The 15,804-nt window shown below is 65.9% G+C and carries 15 protein-coding genes; 6 read left to right on the top strand and 9 right to left on the bottom strand.

The features are described 5' to 3' along the window. Complete coding sequence (gatA, locus tag ACSQ22_RS21905; protein ID WP_228897654.1) at positions 1-1,494, bottom strand: Asp-tRNA(Asn)/Glu-tRNA(Gln) amidotransferase subunit GatA; 1,494 nt, start codon at positions 1,492-1,494, stop codon at positions 1-3. A gap of 12 nt (positions 1,495-1,506) precedes the next feature. Further along, on the bottom strand, positions 1,507-1,806 hold the full coding sequence (gatC, locus tag ACSQ22_RS21900) for an Asp-tRNA(Asn)/Glu-tRNA(Gln) amidotransferase subunit GatC (protein WP_055394393.1): 300 nt from the start codon (positions 1,804-1,806) through the stop codon (positions 1,507-1,509). A 206-nt stretch (positions 1,807-2,012) separates the two neighbouring features. Here gatC and ACSQ22_RS21895 point away from each other — a divergent pair, with 206 nt between their 5' ends. From ACSQ22_RS21895 to mrdA, 4 genes are all read left to right on the top strand, one after another. Beyond that, positions 2,013-3,056 (top strand): rod shape-determining protein, encoded by a 1,044-nt coding sequence (locus tag ACSQ22_RS21895; protein WP_005798130.1) that lies wholly within the window; start codon positions 2,013-2,015, stop codon positions 3,054-3,056. 130 nt (positions 3,057-3,186) lie between these two features. Beyond that, complete coding sequence (mreC, locus tag ACSQ22_RS21890) at positions 3,187-4,110, top strand: rod shape-determining protein MreC (RefSeq protein WP_055394389.1); 924 nt, start codon at positions 3,187-3,189, stop codon at positions 4,108-4,110. Between the two features lie 31 nt (positions 4,111-4,141). Beyond that, entirely contained in the window at positions 4,142-4,660 is a 519-nt protein-coding gene (gene mreD, locus ACSQ22_RS21885) for a rod shape-determining protein MreD (protein WP_055394387.1), read from the top strand. Positions 4,661-4,758: 98 nt separating this feature from the next. Beyond that, entirely contained in the window at positions 4,759-6,699 is a 1,941-nt protein-coding gene (gene mrdA / locus ACSQ22_RS21880) for a penicillin-binding protein 2 (RefSeq protein ID WP_228897653.1), read from the top strand. A gap of 176 nt (positions 6,700-6,875) precedes the next feature. Here mrdA and ACSQ22_RS21875 read toward each other — a convergent pair whose 3' ends face one another. From ACSQ22_RS21875 to ACSQ22_RS21855, 5 genes are all read right to left on the bottom strand, one after another. Beyond that, the gene (locus ACSQ22_RS21875; protein WP_436131522.1) at positions 6,876-7,772 is read right to left on the bottom strand and encodes a DMT family transporter; all 897 of its coding nucleotides are present in this window, start codon (positions 7,770-7,772) and stop codon (positions 6,876-6,878) included. A gap of 78 nt (positions 7,773-7,850) precedes the next feature. After that, a complete protein-coding gene (locus ACSQ22_RS21870) occupies positions 7,851-8,606 on the bottom strand; it encodes an amino acid ABC transporter ATP-binding protein (RefSeq protein ID WP_436131521.1) in 756 nt (251 codons plus the stop codon). Further along, the gene (locus tag ACSQ22_RS21865; RefSeq protein WP_121421972.1) at positions 8,603-9,385 is read right to left on the bottom strand and encodes an amino acid ABC transporter permease; all 783 of its coding nucleotides are present in this window, start codon (positions 9,383-9,385) and stop codon (positions 8,603-8,605) included. The genes ACSQ22_RS21870 and ACSQ22_RS21865 overlap by 4 nt, the downstream gene beginning before the upstream one ends. Before the next feature lie 125 nt (positions 9,386-9,510). Then, positions 9,511-10,275 carry a transporter substrate-binding domain-containing protein gene (locus ACSQ22_RS21860; RefSeq protein WP_121421973.1) on the bottom strand — a complete coding sequence of 255 codons (765 nt, stop codon included), beginning with the start codon at positions 10,273-10,275 and terminating at the stop codon, positions 9,511-9,513. A 254-nt stretch (positions 10,276-10,529) separates the two neighbouring features. Then, the gene (locus tag ACSQ22_RS21855; protein ID WP_055394375.1) at positions 10,530-11,288 is read right to left on the bottom strand and encodes a sulfite exporter TauE/SafE family protein; all 759 of its coding nucleotides are present in this window, start codon (positions 11,286-11,288) and stop codon (positions 10,530-10,532) included. 365 nt (positions 11,289-11,653) lie between these two features. On the opposite strand from ACSQ22_RS21855, the gene ACSQ22_RS21850 reads away from it, so the two are divergent. After that, a complete protein-coding gene (locus tag ACSQ22_RS21850) occupies positions 11,654-13,015 on the top strand; it encodes an ammonium transporter (protein ID WP_436131520.1) in 1,362 nt (453 codons plus the stop codon). A gap of 190 nt (positions 13,016-13,205) precedes the next feature. Continuing rightward, positions 13,206-13,538 carry a hypothetical protein gene (locus tag ACSQ22_RS21845; protein WP_121421975.1) on the top strand — a complete coding sequence of 111 codons (333 nt, stop codon included), beginning with the start codon at positions 13,206-13,208 and terminating at the stop codon, positions 13,536-13,538. Between the two features lie 36 nt (positions 13,539-13,574). Here the strand turns inward: ACSQ22_RS21845 and ACSQ22_RS21840 are convergent, their stop codons facing one another. After that, complete coding sequence (locus ACSQ22_RS21840; RefSeq protein WP_121508865.1) at positions 13,575-13,925, bottom strand: antibiotic biosynthesis monooxygenase family protein; 351 nt, start codon at positions 13,923-13,925, stop codon at positions 13,575-13,577. Positions 13,926-13,945: 20 nt separating this feature from the next. Beyond that, positions 13,946-15,625, bottom strand: coding sequence for a GMC family oxidoreductase (locus ACSQ22_RS21835; RefSeq protein ID WP_436131519.1), 1,680 nt, complete (start codon positions 15,623-15,625; stop codon positions 13,946-13,948). Between the last annotated feature and the right edge of the window lie 179 nt (positions 15,626-15,804).

Here is a 15,804-nt window from a genome sequence, read left to right as displayed (position 1 = left end):
TCAGAAGCCCTCCGGACGGCGGAGGTGGAAGTCGGTGGCTTGCTGCAGGCGGTGCGCAGCGTTCAGGAGGCGGGCTTCCTGGAAGTAGTTGCCCAGCAACTGCAGGCCCACTGGCATGCCGCCCTCGCCAAAACCGGCGGGCACGCTCATGCCGGGCAGCCCGGCCAGCGAGCCGGGCAGGGTGAAGATGTCGGCCAGGTAGTCGGCCAGCGGGTCGTTGCCATGGTCGCCCAGCTTCCAAGCCACCGTGGGGGCCACGGGGCCGGCGATCACGTCGCAGCTCTTGAAGGCATTCTGGAAGTCGTCGGCGATCATGCGGCGGATCTTCTGTGCCTGCAGGTAATAGGCGTCGTAGTAGCCGTGCGAGAGCACATAGGCGCCGATCATGATGCGGCGCTTGACCTCGTCGCCAAAACCTTCGGCGCGGGTCTTCTTGTACATGTCCACCAGATCGGTGTAGTCCTTGGCGCGATGGCCGAACTTCACGCCGTCAAAGCGGGAGAGGTTGGACGATGCTTCGGCCGGAGCAATGATGTAGTAGACCGGAATGGACAGCTGCGTGCGCGGCAGGCTGATGGGCACGAGCTTGGCGCCGAGCTTCTCGTATTCCTTCAGGGCACCATCTACGGCGGCGCGCACATCGGGCGCCAGGCCTTCTCCAAAGAACTCGGCGGGGATGCCGATGCGCAGGCCATCGATGCTGTCGTTGAGCTTGGCGCTGAAGTTTTCGGCAGGCACATCGAGCGACGTGGAGTCGCGGTCCGGGTCGGGGCCGCACATGGCGGACAGCAGCAGCGCGCAGTCTTCGGCCGAGCGGGCCATGGGGCCGGCCTGGTCGAGGCTGGATGCAAACGCGATCATGCCGTAGCGGCTGGCGCGCCCATAGGTGGGCTTGATGCCGGTAATGCCGCAGAACGAGGCGGGCTGGCGGATGGAGCCGCCGGTGTCGGTGCCGGTGACGGCCGGGGCCAGGCGTGCGGCCACGGCCACGGCGCTGCCGCCGGACGAGCCGCCCGGGATGCGGTCGGTGGCCCAGGGGTTGCGCACGGGGGCGGGGGCATCAAAGCCCACGGGGGCGACGGCCGAGTTTTCGTTGGCCGAGCCCATGGCGAACTCGTCGCAGTTGAGCTTGCCCAGCGTCACAGCGCCAGCATCGGCCAGCTTGGTGACCACGGTGGCGTCAAAGGGCGACTGGTAGCCCGCGAGCATCTTGGAGCCGGCGGTGCTGGGGAAATCCTTGGTGACAAAGATGTCCTTGTGCGCAATCGGCACGCCCGCCAGCGGGCCGGCGGTGCCTGCGGCGATGGCGGCGTCTTGCGCGCGGGCCTGGGCCAGGGTGATGTCCGGGTTCACGGCCACGTAGGCGCCCAGGTTCTGGTGGGCCTGTGCGCGGGCTAGGAAATGCTGGGCGGCCTCGACGGCCGAGACGCGGCGCTCGCGCAGCTCGGTGGCCAGCTGGGCCACGCCCAGGTCATGCAATGCGGTGGAAGTCATGCGGCGGTGCTCTTACTCGATCACTTTGGGCACGAGGAACAGGCCTCGTTCGACAGCGGGGGCGCTTTGCTGGTTGGCTTCGCGCTGGTTGGGCTCGCTGGCCAGGTCTTCGCGCAGGCGCAGCTGCACGTCCTGGATGGCGGCCACGGGGTGGGCCAGGGGCGTGACGCCCGAGGTATCCACAGCCCGCATCTGTTCCACGATGTCAAAGAAACCATTGAGCTGCGTGAGCATGCGCTCACTTTCGGAAGGTGTCAGCTCAAGCCGCGCCAAGTTGGCAATGCGGCCGATGTCCTGGGGGGTCAGTGCCATAGGGAGGAGAATCTAGAGAAACCAGAAGTAAAGCTGTGATCCGGTGCTCGCCGGAGGGAGTTATTCACAGGGGATGGGGTATTATCCCGGCTTTGCCGCAAAGCTCCCGGAATGGGAGTCAATTGCGTGAAAAAAGCCAATAAACACCCCTGAAATACCTGGCGATGGCAGGCCGACGCGCATGCCGTGCCCGAGAGGACTTTTGAATGTTCGGAGCTTTCCGTCGGTACTTCTCCACCGACCTTGCCATTGACCTTGGCACAGCCAACACCCTCATCTTCGCCCGCGACAAAGGTATCGTTCTTGATGAACCTTCCGTCGTCGCCATCCGCCACGAAGGTGGCCCCCACGGCAAGAAAGTCATCCAGGCCGTAGGTCGTGAAGCCAAGGCCATGTTGGGCAAGGTGCCCGGCAACATCGAAGCCATCCGGCCCATGAAGGATGGCGTGATCGCCGACTTCGTGATCACCGAGCAGATGATCAAGCAGTTCATCAAGATGGTGCACCCGCGCACGCTGTTCACCCCCAGCCCGCGCATCATCATCTGTGTGCCCTGCGGCTCCACCCAGGTCGAGCGCCGCGCCATCAAGGACGCGGCCGAGGCTGCGGGCGCCACGGCGGTGTACCTGATCGAAGAACCCATGGCTGCTGGCATCGGCGCTGGTCTGCCCGTCTCGGAAGCCTCGGGCTCCATGGTCGTGGACATCGGTGGCGGCACCACCGAAGTGGGCGTGATCTCGCTGGGCGGCATGGTCTACAAGGGCAGCGTCCGCGTGGGCGGTGACAAGTTTGACGAGGCCATCATCAGCTACATCCGCCGCAACTACGGCATGTTGATTGGCGAGCCCACCGCCGAAGCCATCAAGAAGAACATCGGCTCGGCTTTCCCGGGCTCCGAAGTGCGCGAGATGGAAGTCAAGGGCCGCAACCTCAGCGAGGGCGTGCCACGCAGCTTCACCATTTCGTCCAACGAAGTGCTGGAAGCCCTGACCGACCCGCTCAACCAGATCGTCTCGGCCGTGAAGAACGCGCTGGAACAAACCCCCCCTGAGCTGGGCGCCGACATTGCCGACCGGGGCATGATGCTGACCGGCGGCGGCGCTCTGCTGCGCGACCTGGACCGCCTGCTGGCCGAGGAAACCGGCCTGCCCGTGCTGGTGGCCGAAGACCCGCTGACCTGCGTGGTGCGCGGCTGCGGCATCGCCCTGGAGCGCATGGACCGTCTGGGCAGCATTTTCACGAGCGAGTAAGCCAGCGGGCCTGTATGCTGCAGGCACTTTTTTCGCTCTGAATTGCATGACTGCACCTGCTCCAATGCTTGTTTCTGAGCACCCGCCCGTGGATGTGTCTCCACGGTGCCGACCCTGACCGCTGCGCACCATGCCCCTGGGTACTCTGGAGCGCAGCGCTCCCCCTTTCTTCAAACAGGGCCCTTCGGCCCTGTCGCGTTTGGCTGTGTTCAGCGCGCTGGCGCTTTTCCTCATGGTGGCCGATGCACGCTTTCAGATCACCGGCCCCTTCCGTCAGGCCGTGGCCACGGTGCTGTACCCCGTGCAGTGGCTCATGCTGCAGCCCGTGGAATTCGCCAGCCACGGGCGCAGCTATTTCCAGTCGCTGCAAACCGCGCAGGATGACCTGGATGCCGCCCGCAAGAAAATGACCGTGATGGGCCAGCGGGCCAACCAGGCAGATCAGCTGGCGATGGAAAACCAGCGGCTGCGCAAACTGCTGGAGCTGCGCGACCGGCTGCAGACACCCGCCCAGGCGGCCGAGGTGATCTACGACACGGCCGACCCCTACACGCGCCGCGTGGTGCTGGACCGGGGGCAGATGGGTGGCGTGGAACTGGGCGCCCCCGTGATGGATGAAGCCGGTGTGCTGGGTCAGGTCACCCGCGTGTTCCCGCTGGTCAGCGAAGTCACCTTGCTGGTAGACCGCGATCAGGCGATTCCGGTGCTGAACATCCGTACCGGTGTGCGCGGCGTGGCCTATGGCGACCCGGTGGCGGGCCATGGCGGTGGCATGGAGCTGCGCTTCATGCCCGCCAATGCAGACATTCGCGAGGACGACCTGCTGACCACCAGCGGTGTGGACGGTCTGTACCCGCCCGGCCTGCCTGTGGCGCGCGTGGTGCGGGTGGAGCGCCGTGCCGACTCTGCGTTTGCGCGCATCTATTGCATACCGCTCGCCCAGGTGCAGGGCGCGCGCCATGTGGTGGTACTCAAGCCGCTGGCCGACAATGAACTGGCGCGTCCCGAACCCGCCCCGGCTGTCCCCGCCAACAAGCGCGGAGGCCGCAAGTGAGCCACCGCTTGACCCCACAAGGAGGCCCACGATGATCATGCCGCGTGGTGAGCCCCTGCTGATGCCGGTGAACCCGGTCTTCATCTGGGCCAGCTTGGCTGTGGGCCTGGCCATCAACATGCTGCCGCTGGGCCGCATCGTCTGGACGCCCGATGTGCTCATGGTGCTGCTGGTCTTCTGGGGCGTGCACCAGCCGCTGCGCATCGGCATGGGGGTGGCGTTCCTGCTGGGCCTGTGCATGGACGTGAGCCAGTCGGCGCTGCTGGGCCAGCATGCGCTGTCCTATACCGTGCTGTCGTTTGGCGCGATTGCCATCCACCGCCGCCTGCTGTGGTTCAGCGTGCCGTCGCAGGCCTTACAGGTGTTGCCCCTGTTTGCCCTCGCCCACGCGATCGAGCTCTTGCTGCGGATGGCGTCCGGGGGCATATTCCCGGGGCTGTGGAGTTTTCTCGCACCGGTGCTGGAGGCCTTGCTGTGGCCCCTGGCCAGCTGGGTGCTTCTGGCTCCGCAGCGCCGCCCGCCCGACCGCGACCAGAACCGGCCTCTGTAGCCCATGCCTTTCTTGATGCCCGCGCATTTCGCCAGCGTTCCGCCTTGGCCCCTGGGGGTTGAGCCTGGGCTTGCGCGCGCCCGAATGGGAGGGTGGGCGTGACTGAGGTGCGCAGCAGCGAAGCCGATGCTTCGCGCTTTCGGGTGCGGGCCCTGGTCATCGGGGCCCTGGTGTTTTTTGCGTTCTGCCTCATTGCTGCCCGGCTGGTGTATCTGCAGGTGGTCCGGCACGAAGACCTGGCGGCGCAGGCCGAGAGCAACCGCACGGCGGTGGTGCCCATCGTGCCCAACCGGGGGCTCATCCTGGACCGCAACGGCGTGGTGCTGGCCACCAACTATTCGGCCTACACACTGGAGATCACGCCCTCGCGCGTCGGGGTGCTGGACGAGACCATCGACGAGCTGTCCAAGGTGGTGGAAATCCAGAGCCGTGACCGGCGCCGCTTCAAGCGGCTCATGGAAGAGTCGCGCAACTTCGAGTCCCTCCCCATCCGCACGCGGCTGACCGACCAGGAAGTGGCGCGGTTCACTGCGCAGCGCTACCGCTTTCCGGGCGTGGACATCAAGGCGCGGCTGTTTCGCAACTACCCGCTGGGTGACGTGGCCAGCCATGCCATCGGCTACATCGGCCGCATCAACCAGACGGAGAAGGCGCGCATCCAGGACTCCGAAGACGAGGCCAACTACCGGGGCACGGAATACATCGGCAAGCTGGGCATCGAGCAGAGCTTCGAGTCGGCCCTGCACGGCGCCACCGGGGTCGAGCAGATGGAAACTTCGGCCGGGGGGCGGGCGGTGCGCAAGCTCTCCAGCCACGCGGCCACGCCCGGCGACAGCGTGATGCTGTCGATCGACATCAAGCTGCAAAAGCTCATTGAAGACATGTACGGCAACCGCCGGGGCGCGTTGGTGGCCATCGACCCGCGCAACGGCGAGATCCTGGCGCTGGTGAGCAAGCCCACGTTCGATCCCAATCTGTTCGTCGAAGGCATCGACGTGGAGAACTGGACCGCGCTCAACGAATCCATCGACAAGCCCCTGCTCAACCGCGCCATGCGCGGCACCTACCCGCCGGGCTCCACCTACAAGCCTTTCATGGCGCTGGCCGCGCTGCAGCTGGGCAAGCGCTCGCCCAGCATGGTGGTCAACGACCCGGGCTTTTATACCTTCGGCGGCCACACCTTCCGCAGCCACGAGGGCGGGCTGGGCGGGGTGGACATGCACCGCGCCATCCAGCAGTCGAGCAACACGTATTTCTATTCGCTGGCGGTGGAGATGGGTGTCGATGCGATCCACGACTTCATGAAGCCGCTGGGCTTTGGACAGTCCACGGGCATCGACCTCAATGGCGAAGTGCGCGGCACCTTGCCCAGCACCGAGTGGAAGCGCAATGCCTACAAGCGCCCGGAGATGAAGCGCTGGTTCCCCGGCGAAACCGTGTCGCTGGGCATTGGCCAGGGCTACAACAACTTCACGATGCTGCAGCTGGCGCTGGCGCAGGCCACGCTGGCCAATGGCGGTATTCGCTACCGGCCGCACATGGCCAAGGCGGTGAAAAACGCGGTCACGGGCGCCGTCACCGAGATCAGCCAGCCGCCGGGAGTGGATCTGGGTTTTTTGCCGAAGAACGTGGACATCGTGCGCAACGCGATGGTGGCGGTGAACAAGGGCGGCACCGGCACGCGCGTGTTTGCCGGGGCGCCCTACACCTCGGGCGGCAAGACCGGCACAGCCCAGGCGGTGACGATGGGCCAGAACGTCAAATACAACGCCAAGGCGCTGGAAGAACACCAGCGTGACCACTCGCTGTTTGCCGCCTTTGCTCCTGCCGAAAACCCCACCATCGTGATTGCGGCCATCGTGGAAAACGCCGGTTTCGGCGCTGCGCACGCCGCCCCCATCGCGCGCCGGGTGTTTGACTACTGGCTGCTGGGCGACTATCCCAACGAGGAAGACATGGCGGCTGTGCAAAAAGGCCTGGCCTCTGCCCCGATCGGCAAGCCCCGCAAAGCGGTTGATGTGCCGCTGATTGCGCCCTAGTTTGCTATATAAATGATAGCTGTTTGCGCTTTGTGGATAAGCGCTGGAGCCCGTTTTGGCTTGAAATGGCCGCGCCCGTGGTGCCCGTGCCACCTGTGGAACAGGCTCCGCCAGACCATGGGTGGCGTTCCCCTGAGAGGAAGGCGCGGAGCGGCTCGGAGGGCGTACCGCGCCTCTCAGGCCCGTTGCGTCCGGCCCGCGCGCGCAGCAGGCTGGATCTGGCTGAACACCAGCGCTGCCACGATGAGCGCGGCGCCACCGAGCCCCGCCCAGCCCAGCCTTTCCCCGAGCAGCACCCAGGCTGTAAGGGCCGCGAACACCGGCTCCAGCCCGAACACGATGGCGCTGCGCATGGCGTCCACGCGCTGCTGGCCCCAGGCCTGCAGCGTCACCACCACTACGCTGGCCAGCAGGCCCAGGTACAGCAGCGCCAGCAACGCATCCAGAGGCAGGTCGGCCACGGACCGTAGCCAGCCCATGCCCTCGCCCTGCGCAAGCAGCAGCGCGGTGGACGCCAGCGCCATCACCGTGGCCTGCGCGGCGGCCATGCGGGTGGCCCGCAGCGGCTGCGCGGCCGTGCGGCGTGCGCACTCTTCCAGCGCCAGGATGTACAGCGCGTAGAACACGGTGCTGGCCAGCGTCAGCGTATCGCCCAGGTTCCAGGGCTCGTTTTCGTGGAACATCAGCGCCATGCCCGCCAGCGCCATCGCGCAGGCACCCCAGAGTCGCCAGCCATAGCGCCGTCCCAGGAAGGCCATGGCGATCAGCGGCACCACCAGCACGTTCAGGCCGGTGACAAACGCATTGCGGTTGCTGCTGGTGCGCGCGAGGCCCTCGATCTGCAGCCAGAACGCCAGGAACAGCAGCAACCCCAGCGCGCAGCCCCAGCGCCGCTCGTGGCGCAGCATGCCGCGCCACAACGGCGCCAGCACCAGCAGCGCGATCACGAACCGCAGCCAGATGATCTGCAGCGCATCCAGGTGCGCCGAGAGCAGTTTCATCGCCGGAAAGGTGGTGCCCCACACCACGGTCACAGCCAACAGGGCCATCAGGCCCCAGCGTTCAGTACGCATCGACAAATTCCTAAATACCCAAAAGAAAAAAGGGCCGCCGGTTGCCCGGGCGGCCTTTGCAGTGCGGCGCGGAGTTGATCAGTGGCTGACCTGCCCCAGAAACGCGCGGATGCGGTCATTGGCCGGGTTGCTGAAGAACTCCTGCGGCGGCGCATCGTGCGCAATGCGGCCTTGATCGAAGAACATCACGCGGTCGGCCACCTCGCGCGCAAAGCCCATTTCGTGGGTGACCACAATCATGGTCATGCCACCACGCGCGAGGCCTCGCATCACGTCCAGCACTTCCTTGACCATCTCGGGGTCGAGTGCCGATGTGGGCTCGTCAAACAGCATCACTTTGGGTTGCATGGCCAGCGCCCGTGCAATGGCCACCCGCTGCTGCTGCCCGCCCGACAGCTGCCACGGGTACTTGTGTGCGTGGTCCTGCATGCCCACGCGGCGCAGCAGCTGCATGGCTTCGTCGTTGGCCTGGGCGCGCGGGGTGCGGCGAATGCGGCGGGGCGCCAGCGTCACGTTGTCCAGCACGCTCATGTGGCCGAACAGGTTGAACTGCTGGAAGACCATGCCCACCTCGCAGCGCTGGCGCTGCAGGGTGGCGAGGTCGTCGCAGACGTCCACGCCATCGATGGTGATGCGCCCGCTGTCGTGGGGTTCCAGCCGGTTGATGGCGCGCAGCAGCGTGCTCTTGCCCGAGCCCGAGGCGCCGATGATCACCGTTACCTCGCCGGTGTGGAACACGGTGGAGACGTCCTTGAGCACCTGGTGTGCACCAAACGACTTGCACACCCGCTCGGCCACGATGTAGGGCTTGGGCTGGTTGGTCGTTGCGGTCATCGGTTGCGCCCTTCCACGTCAAAGCGGTATTCGACGGCGTTGGAGACTTGCGTGACCAGCGTGGTCAGCAGCAGGTAGGTGATGGCCACCGTGGTCAGCGTGGCAATGGGCTGGAACGTGGCCGACTGGATGCGGTTGCCCACATTGGTCAGCTCCACCACGCCGATGGCGTAGGCCAGTGACGAGTCCTTGAGCAGTGCCACAAAGTTGCTCACCAGCGGCGGCAGCGAGATCTTGAACGCCTGCGGAAACACCACGTCCAGGAACACGTGCATGCGGCCCAGGCCCAGCGCCTTGGCGGCCTCGGTCTGACCGCGGGGCACGGCCAGCAGGCCGGCGCGCAGGGCTTCGGCGTTGTAGGCGCCCACGTTCAGCCCCAGGGCCACGACTGCGGCGGCAAAGTCGGGCAGGTTCAGCCCCGGCACCAGCACGGGCAGGGCAAAGTACACAAACAGGATCTGTACCAAGAGCGGCGTGCCGCGAATAGCCCAGATGTACACGCCGGCAATCCAGCGCACGGCCGTCCAGCGGGCGGTGCGGGCCAGCGCAGCCGCCGTGCCCAGCACCAGGCCCACGGCACCACTGACCAGCGTGAGCCACAGCGTGGTGCGCGCGCCTTCGGAAAACGCCTGGGCGTTGGGGCCGATGGGGTCGGGAAAGAACGAAAGCAGCTGGCCCAGCAACGAGAGGGCCAGAACCATCAGCACCAGTGCAGCGACCAGCGTGGCATTGCTGCGCTGCTGTCGGGACCAGCCTTGTGGCCAAAGAGCGAGAAGCATGGATCGGACGACCGGAAGGTCTTGGTTGGAAATCGGGCCGGCGGCAGGACCATGGTGACGCCGTCAAAAACAGCAAAGGGTGCGCAACGGGCCAGGCCCAGCGCACCCCGTAGCGTGTTTTTATATCAGTTGCAGCGCACGTCTTCGTTGAAATACTTCTTGGAGACGGCGGCGTAGCTGCCATCGGCCAGCACTTCGGCAAACGCCTTGTTCCAGGCATCGGCCAGGCCGGTGTTGCCCTTGGCCATGGCGGGGGCGATGCGTTCGATGAACAGCATGTCGCCGAGCTTGAACCCGGCCTTGGCGTTCTTGGCGGCGGCTTCCTTGGCCACGAACTTGTCGCTCACCCAGGCGTCGACGCGTTTGGAGATCAGGGCGCGCTGGGCGTCGGTGTCCTGCGGGAAGTTCTTCACCTCCTTCACCCCGGTGAGCTTCTGCACGTTTTCCAGGTAGCTGGTGCCGGTCTGCACTGCCACCACCTTGCCGGTCAGGTCCTTGGCGTTGCGGATTTTTGCGTCCATGGCCACGATGATGCCGCCCGAGCAGTAGTGGGGGTTGGCAAACGTGACGGCCTTGGAGCGTTCTTCGGTCACGCCGTGCGAGGCGATGACAGCGTCCCAGCGGCTTTGGCCCAGGCCGGTCAGCAGCGCGTCAAAGCCCAGCGTCTTCCATTCGAGCTTCAGGCCCATCTTCTTGACCACCAGCTCTGCCACTTCCACCTCGAAACCCGTCAGCTTGGTGCCTTCGAAGAAGTTGAACGGGGCAAACTGGCCTTCGGTGGCCACGATGATCTTGCCGTCCTTCTTGATTTCGTCCAGCGTGCGGGCCTGGACGGCGAGGGCAGCGCACAGCGCCACGGCGGTGACAACGGCAGACTTGAAAAACTTCATGGCAGGTTCCTGTGGGGGTGGTTCAGGTACAAAAAATCCGGCATGCGGGTAGGCAAGCCGGAGCGGGTGAATGCAGGCATCGCCAACAGCGATGGGCCTCGTCATCAAACGGAAATGCGCAGAAATTATAGGACGGGCGTTCACATTCGGGCCATGCAGGGCAACCCCGATGACCTCGGGGCGCCCTGGTGGTAGGCCAGCTCAGCTTAGCAAGCATGATGCCATCCGGGGGCACGAGCCCCTTCGGGCCTCGGCTAGCGCAGGAACGCGTCGTAACCCGTCTTGAGGATCAGCGTGCTCACCACCACGATGAAGATGCCACGCACAAAACCCGTGCCGTGCTTGAGCGCCAGGTGCGTGCCCAGCAGGCTGCCCACCACATTGGCGATGGCCAGCGTCACCGCAAAGTGCCACCACACATGGCCCTTGGCGGCAAATAGCGCGATGGCGGCGATGTTGGTGGCGCAATTGAGCAGCTTGGCCGAGGCCGAGGCGTTCAGGAAGTCATAGCCCAGCAGCCGCACAAACAGAAAAACGAAGAAACTGCCGGTGCCCGGGCCGAAGAAGCCGTCATAAAAGCCAATGACCACGCCGATCAGGCAGGCCGCCAGCACTTCGGCCCTGCCCGCAAAGCGGGGTGTGTGGTGCCGCCCCAACTCTTTCTTGGCCAGCGTGTAGACCAGCACCCCCAGCAGCACCAGGGGCAGCAGCTTGCGCAGGAAGTCGGCCGACATCACTGTCACGGCCCAGGCGCCTGCAAACGACCCCGCAAAACCGGCCGCTGCCGCGGGCAGCATGGCCGACCAGCGAACCTGCACTTTGCGGCTGTACTGCCAGGTGGCCATGGCCGTGCCCCACACCGAGGCCGCCTTGTTGGTGCCCAGCAGCGTGGCAGGGGGCGCCCCGGGGAAAGCCGCAAACAGGGCCGGCACCATCACCAGCCCGCCACCCCCCACGATGGCATCCACGAAGCCTGCGAGCAGCGAGGCAAAGGTAATAAAAATCCATTCCATCGCAGGATTTTCGCAGCTTGCCTGCTATGGATTCAGGACTCCTCGGGGCACTGGCGAAAGGGAGGCCAGCGTGGAACAGGCAAGAAAAAGGCGCTGGGATCGCCAGCGCCTGGAAAAAAACGCACCTCGTTGGGTGCTTGAAATTTGTTTATTGGTAGAAAGAGTGTCTCCTCGGGCCCCTCGCTTGGCACACCGAAGCGCGCTTTCGAGTGCCGCAACTGTAGCGACTGCACTCCGCTGGTGCATTGGGGGTTTCCCGCCCCCGTTGTGGGGCAGTGATCGGGTTTCCAGGGGCGGAATCGGGGTGTTGGGGTTGGCACGGCTCGTGCAATCGCGCTTGTAACAATTTGCGAAAGGGAGCCGCCATGCGGGGAGTCAACCACCGGTTCGTTGGGGTAGGGGCGCTGTGTCTGGGTCTGTGCGCGAGTGCGCTGGCGCAGACGGCGCCAGAGGTGGCGGCGGGAGCGGTGCCTTCCTTGTCCCTTACACGTCCCGGGCTGGTGGCGCAGTCCACGATCAGCGCGGCAGATACCGCGTGGATGATGACCTCCACAGCGCTGGTGCTGCTGATGACGCTGCCGGGCATTGCCCTGTTCTACGCAGGCATGGTGCGCAAGAAGAACGTGCTCAACACCATGGCCAGCGTGGTGGCCATTGCCGCGCTGGTCAGCCTGCTGTGGTTTGGGGCGGGTTACTCGCTGGCCTTCACCCCGGGCAGCCCCTGGCTGGGGGGATGGGACCGCATCGGCTTTGCGGGCCTGGACTTTCAGCTCGCTGGCGGCAAGCTGGCCGTAAGCCATGTGGCGCCGCACATCCCCGAGTCGGTGTACGCCATGTTCCAGCTCACGTTTGCCATCATCACCGCCGCGCTGCTGGTGGGGGCGTTTGTCGAGCGCATGCGGTTTTCCGCCATGCTGATCTTCATCAGCCTTTGGACCCTGCTGGTCTACGCCCCGGTGGCGCACTGGGTGTGGGAGCCAGGGGGCTGGCTGGCCCAGATGGGTGCGCTGGACTTTGCCGGGGGCTCGGTGGTGCACGTGAATGCGGGTGTGGCCGGGCTGGTGTGCGCGTGGTTCCTGGGGCGGCGCACGGGCTATGGGCGCGAGGCGTTCGAGCCCTACAACCTGGGGCTGACCATGGCGGGCGCGGGCTTGTTGTGGGTGGGCTGGTTCGGCTTCAACGCAGGCTCTGCCGTGGCCGCCGACGGCCGTGCGGGGCTGGCGATGGCGGTGACGCACCTGGCCGCAGCGGCGGGTGCCTTGTCGTGGATGCTGGGCGAGTGGGTGGTGCGCGGGCGGCCATCCCTGCTGGGGCTTTGCTCTGGCCTGGTGGCGGGGCTGGTGGCCATCACGCCTGCTGCGGGTTTTGTCACGCTGCGCTCGGCAGTGGTGATTGGCGTGGTGGCGGGTTTGGCCTGCTACTGGGGCGCCACGGGGCTCAAGCGCCTGCTGCGCGCCGACGATTCCCTGGATGTGTTTGGGGTGCATGGCATCGGCGGCATCGTGGGCTCGCTGCTCACAGGCATGCTGGCCAGCCGCACCGTGGGGGGTGTGCCAGGCAGCTTGCTCACCCAGGCCATTGGCGTGGGCGCTGTGATGGCCTACAGCCTCGTCGCAACCGCCGTGTTGTTGTGGATCACCAACCTGGCTGTGGGCCTGCGGGTGGATGAGCAGAGCGAGCAGACCGGGCTCGACATTGCCCAGCACCGTGAGCGCCTGGGGAGTTAATGAATTCCACCTCCCTGAGGCCCTACGGGCCTTCCCCCTGCCCGCATTGCTGCGCAATGCGGGCAGGGGGACGCAGCCAGCACGGCGGGGCGGCCCTTGCGCGGCTACCCGCGCTTGGGCCGCGCCGGTTTCATACGCTGCGGGTGGTGCGCAGCGCCATGGATGACTGAAATGCCATAAGGAGCCGACCATGCCCGATTCCGACAAGCTTGCCATTGCCGCCCATTTGCATGTGCTGCTGCGCCGCAAGACGGGGCGCGTGACCGACACTGAATGGATGGCTTCCAACGTTGAATATGCGCTGGAGATCGTGCGGTTCGCACGCCAACGTGCCCAGGAGGACAACGTTCCGGAGCTGGTCGAGTGGGCCGACCGCCTCGATCTCGCCATCCATGCCGCCCCACCTGCTGCGCCGCGGCGACCCTTGCTGGATGTGGCCACGCAGGCGGTGCGCCAGCGCATGGCGCCGCCGCCACCAGAGCCTGCGCCGGAGGTCCCCCGTTATGTGGGAGGGATTCGCTGACCACGCTGCGGCCGGGTGGCCGTTGCGCGGGCGGTGTCAGTGCGCTGCCGTGCCTTGCACGAACAGGCCCGCCGTGGGCAGCAGCCCGGCCAGCTTGTCATCGCCATAGGTGCGCAGCACCTGCGCAATCACGACCTGGTAGCCGTTGAGCCACTGCGCTTGCGCCGCCTTGGCCTTCAGGTGGGCGGGGTGCTGCATCAATGCCTGCAGCGCTTCGAGCGACTGCCAGTAGTAGACGTTGGACACGAGGCCCTTGCCCGTGTCCTCCCACGATTCCTCGCCCAGGTAGCCGTCGATGGAGCGGGCGGCGGTCGCAATCGCCTCGTCCAGGCGGTGGAAGGCGTCGTCGAATTGTTTGGTGGCAAAGATGAAGGTGGAGGAGTACATGGGCGCGATGGTATCCGCGCTCATGCCGCGCGCCGCGCCTGGATGATCCACTCCGCCGCCTTCTCGGCCAGCATCAGTGTGGGCGAGTTGGTGTTGCCGCTGGTGATGGTGGGCATGGCCCCCGCATCCACCACGCGCAGGCCTGCAATGCCGCGCACGCGCAGTTGGGAGTCCAGCACCGCCATCGGGTCGTCATCCCGCCCCATCTTCGTCGTGCCCACAGGGTGGAAGATCGTGGTGGCAATGTCACCGGCCAGGCGCGCCAGGTCCTCGTCGCTTTCAAACTGCACGCCGGGCTTCCACTCCTCGGGCTGGTACCTGGCCAGCGCGGGCTGGGCCACGATGCGGCGCGTGACACGCAGGCTGTCGGCGGCCACCTGGCGGTCTTCGGTGGTGCTGAGGTAGTTGGGGGCGATGGCCGGTGCGGCCTTGAAGTCGGCGTTTTTGATGTTCACCGTGCCCCGGCTTGTGGGGTTGAGGTTGCACACGCTGGCCGTGAAGGCCGGAAAGCTGTGCAGCGGCTCGCCAAAAGCGTCGAGCGACAGCGGCTGCACGTGGTACTCGATGTTCGGGTAGGGCTGGTCGGCGCTGCTGCGCGTGAAGGCCCCCAGCTGCGAGGGCGCCATGCTCATGGGGCCACTGCGTTTGGTCGCGTATTCGAGCCCGATCTTGGCCTTGCCCCAGAGCGAGCTGGCCATGGTGTTGAGCGTGGCCACGCCGTTGACCTTGAACACCGCGCGGATCTGCAGATGGTCCTGCAAATTGGCGCCCACGCCGGGCAGGTCGTGCACCACGTCGATGCCGTGCTGGCGCAGCAGCGCGGCCGGGCCGATGCCCGAGAGCTGCAGCAGCTGCGGTGAGTTGACCGCGCCTGCGCTCAGGATGATCTCGCCCGTTGCGCGGGCCGTGACCATCTCCTGGCCGTCCCACACCTGTACGCCGGTGCAGCGCTTGCTGCCGTCGGGCTGCGTCTCGACGATGAGCTTGGCGGCCTGCGCGCTGGTCCACATCTCGAAGTTGGGGCGGCCGTAGCAGGTGGGCCGCAGGAATGCCTTGGCGGTGTTCCAGCGCCAGCCGTTTTTCTGGTTGACCTCAAAGTAGCCCACGCCTTCGTTGCTGCCGCCGTTGAAGTCGTCGGTGGCCGGGATGCCCGCCTGCTGTGCGGCCTGGGCAAAGGCATCGAGGACATCCCATCGCAGGCGCTGCTTTTCCACGCGCCACTCGCCGGTGCTGCCGGTAGCCTTGTTGCCATGCAGGCGCTTGAAGTTTTCATTCACGCCGCCGGGCTGGTCCAGGCGCCAGTGGTCCTCGTGGCGGCGGAAGTAGGGCAGGGCGTTGTCCCAGCGCCAGCTGGCGTCGCCCGTCAGTTCGGCCCACTGGTCGTAGTCGCGCGCCTGGCCGCGCATGTAGATCATGCCGTTGATGCTGCTGCAGCCGCCCAGCGTCTTGCCGCGCGGGTAGCGCAGGGTGCGGCCGTTCAGGCCCGCATCGGGTTCGGTGTTGTAGAGCCAGTCGGTGCGCGGGTTGCCGATGCAGTACAGGTAGCCCACGGGGATGTGGATCCAGTGGTAGTCGTCCTTGCGGCCGGCCTCGATGAGGAGCACGCGGTGGCGGCCGTCGGCGCTCAGGCGGTTGCTCAGCAGGGCGCCGGCGGTGCCGCCGCCGATGATGATGGTGTCAAACGTGGTGTGGTCGCTCATGGGCAGGGGCGGTGGCAATGTGTGGAAGGAGACGGAGGGCCATTGTGCGGACGGCGCCGGGTGTGTCGAGAGGGTCAGTGCCTATTGCTATTAAATATATAGCTATCAGCGCTCGATGGTAAAGCGCTGGCGGCTTGTTTGATATTAATTTCACGCATTCCTGGCCCGCCTGTGCTTGG

The sequence above is a fragment of the Acidovorax sp. LjRoot38 genome (assembly GCF_964252975.1).
GTDB classification, from domain to species: Bacteria; Pseudomonadota; Gammaproteobacteria; order Burkholderiales; family Burkholderiaceae_C; genus Acidovorax; species Acidovorax facilis.
This window is presented reverse-complemented; position numbering and strand designations above follow the sequence as displayed.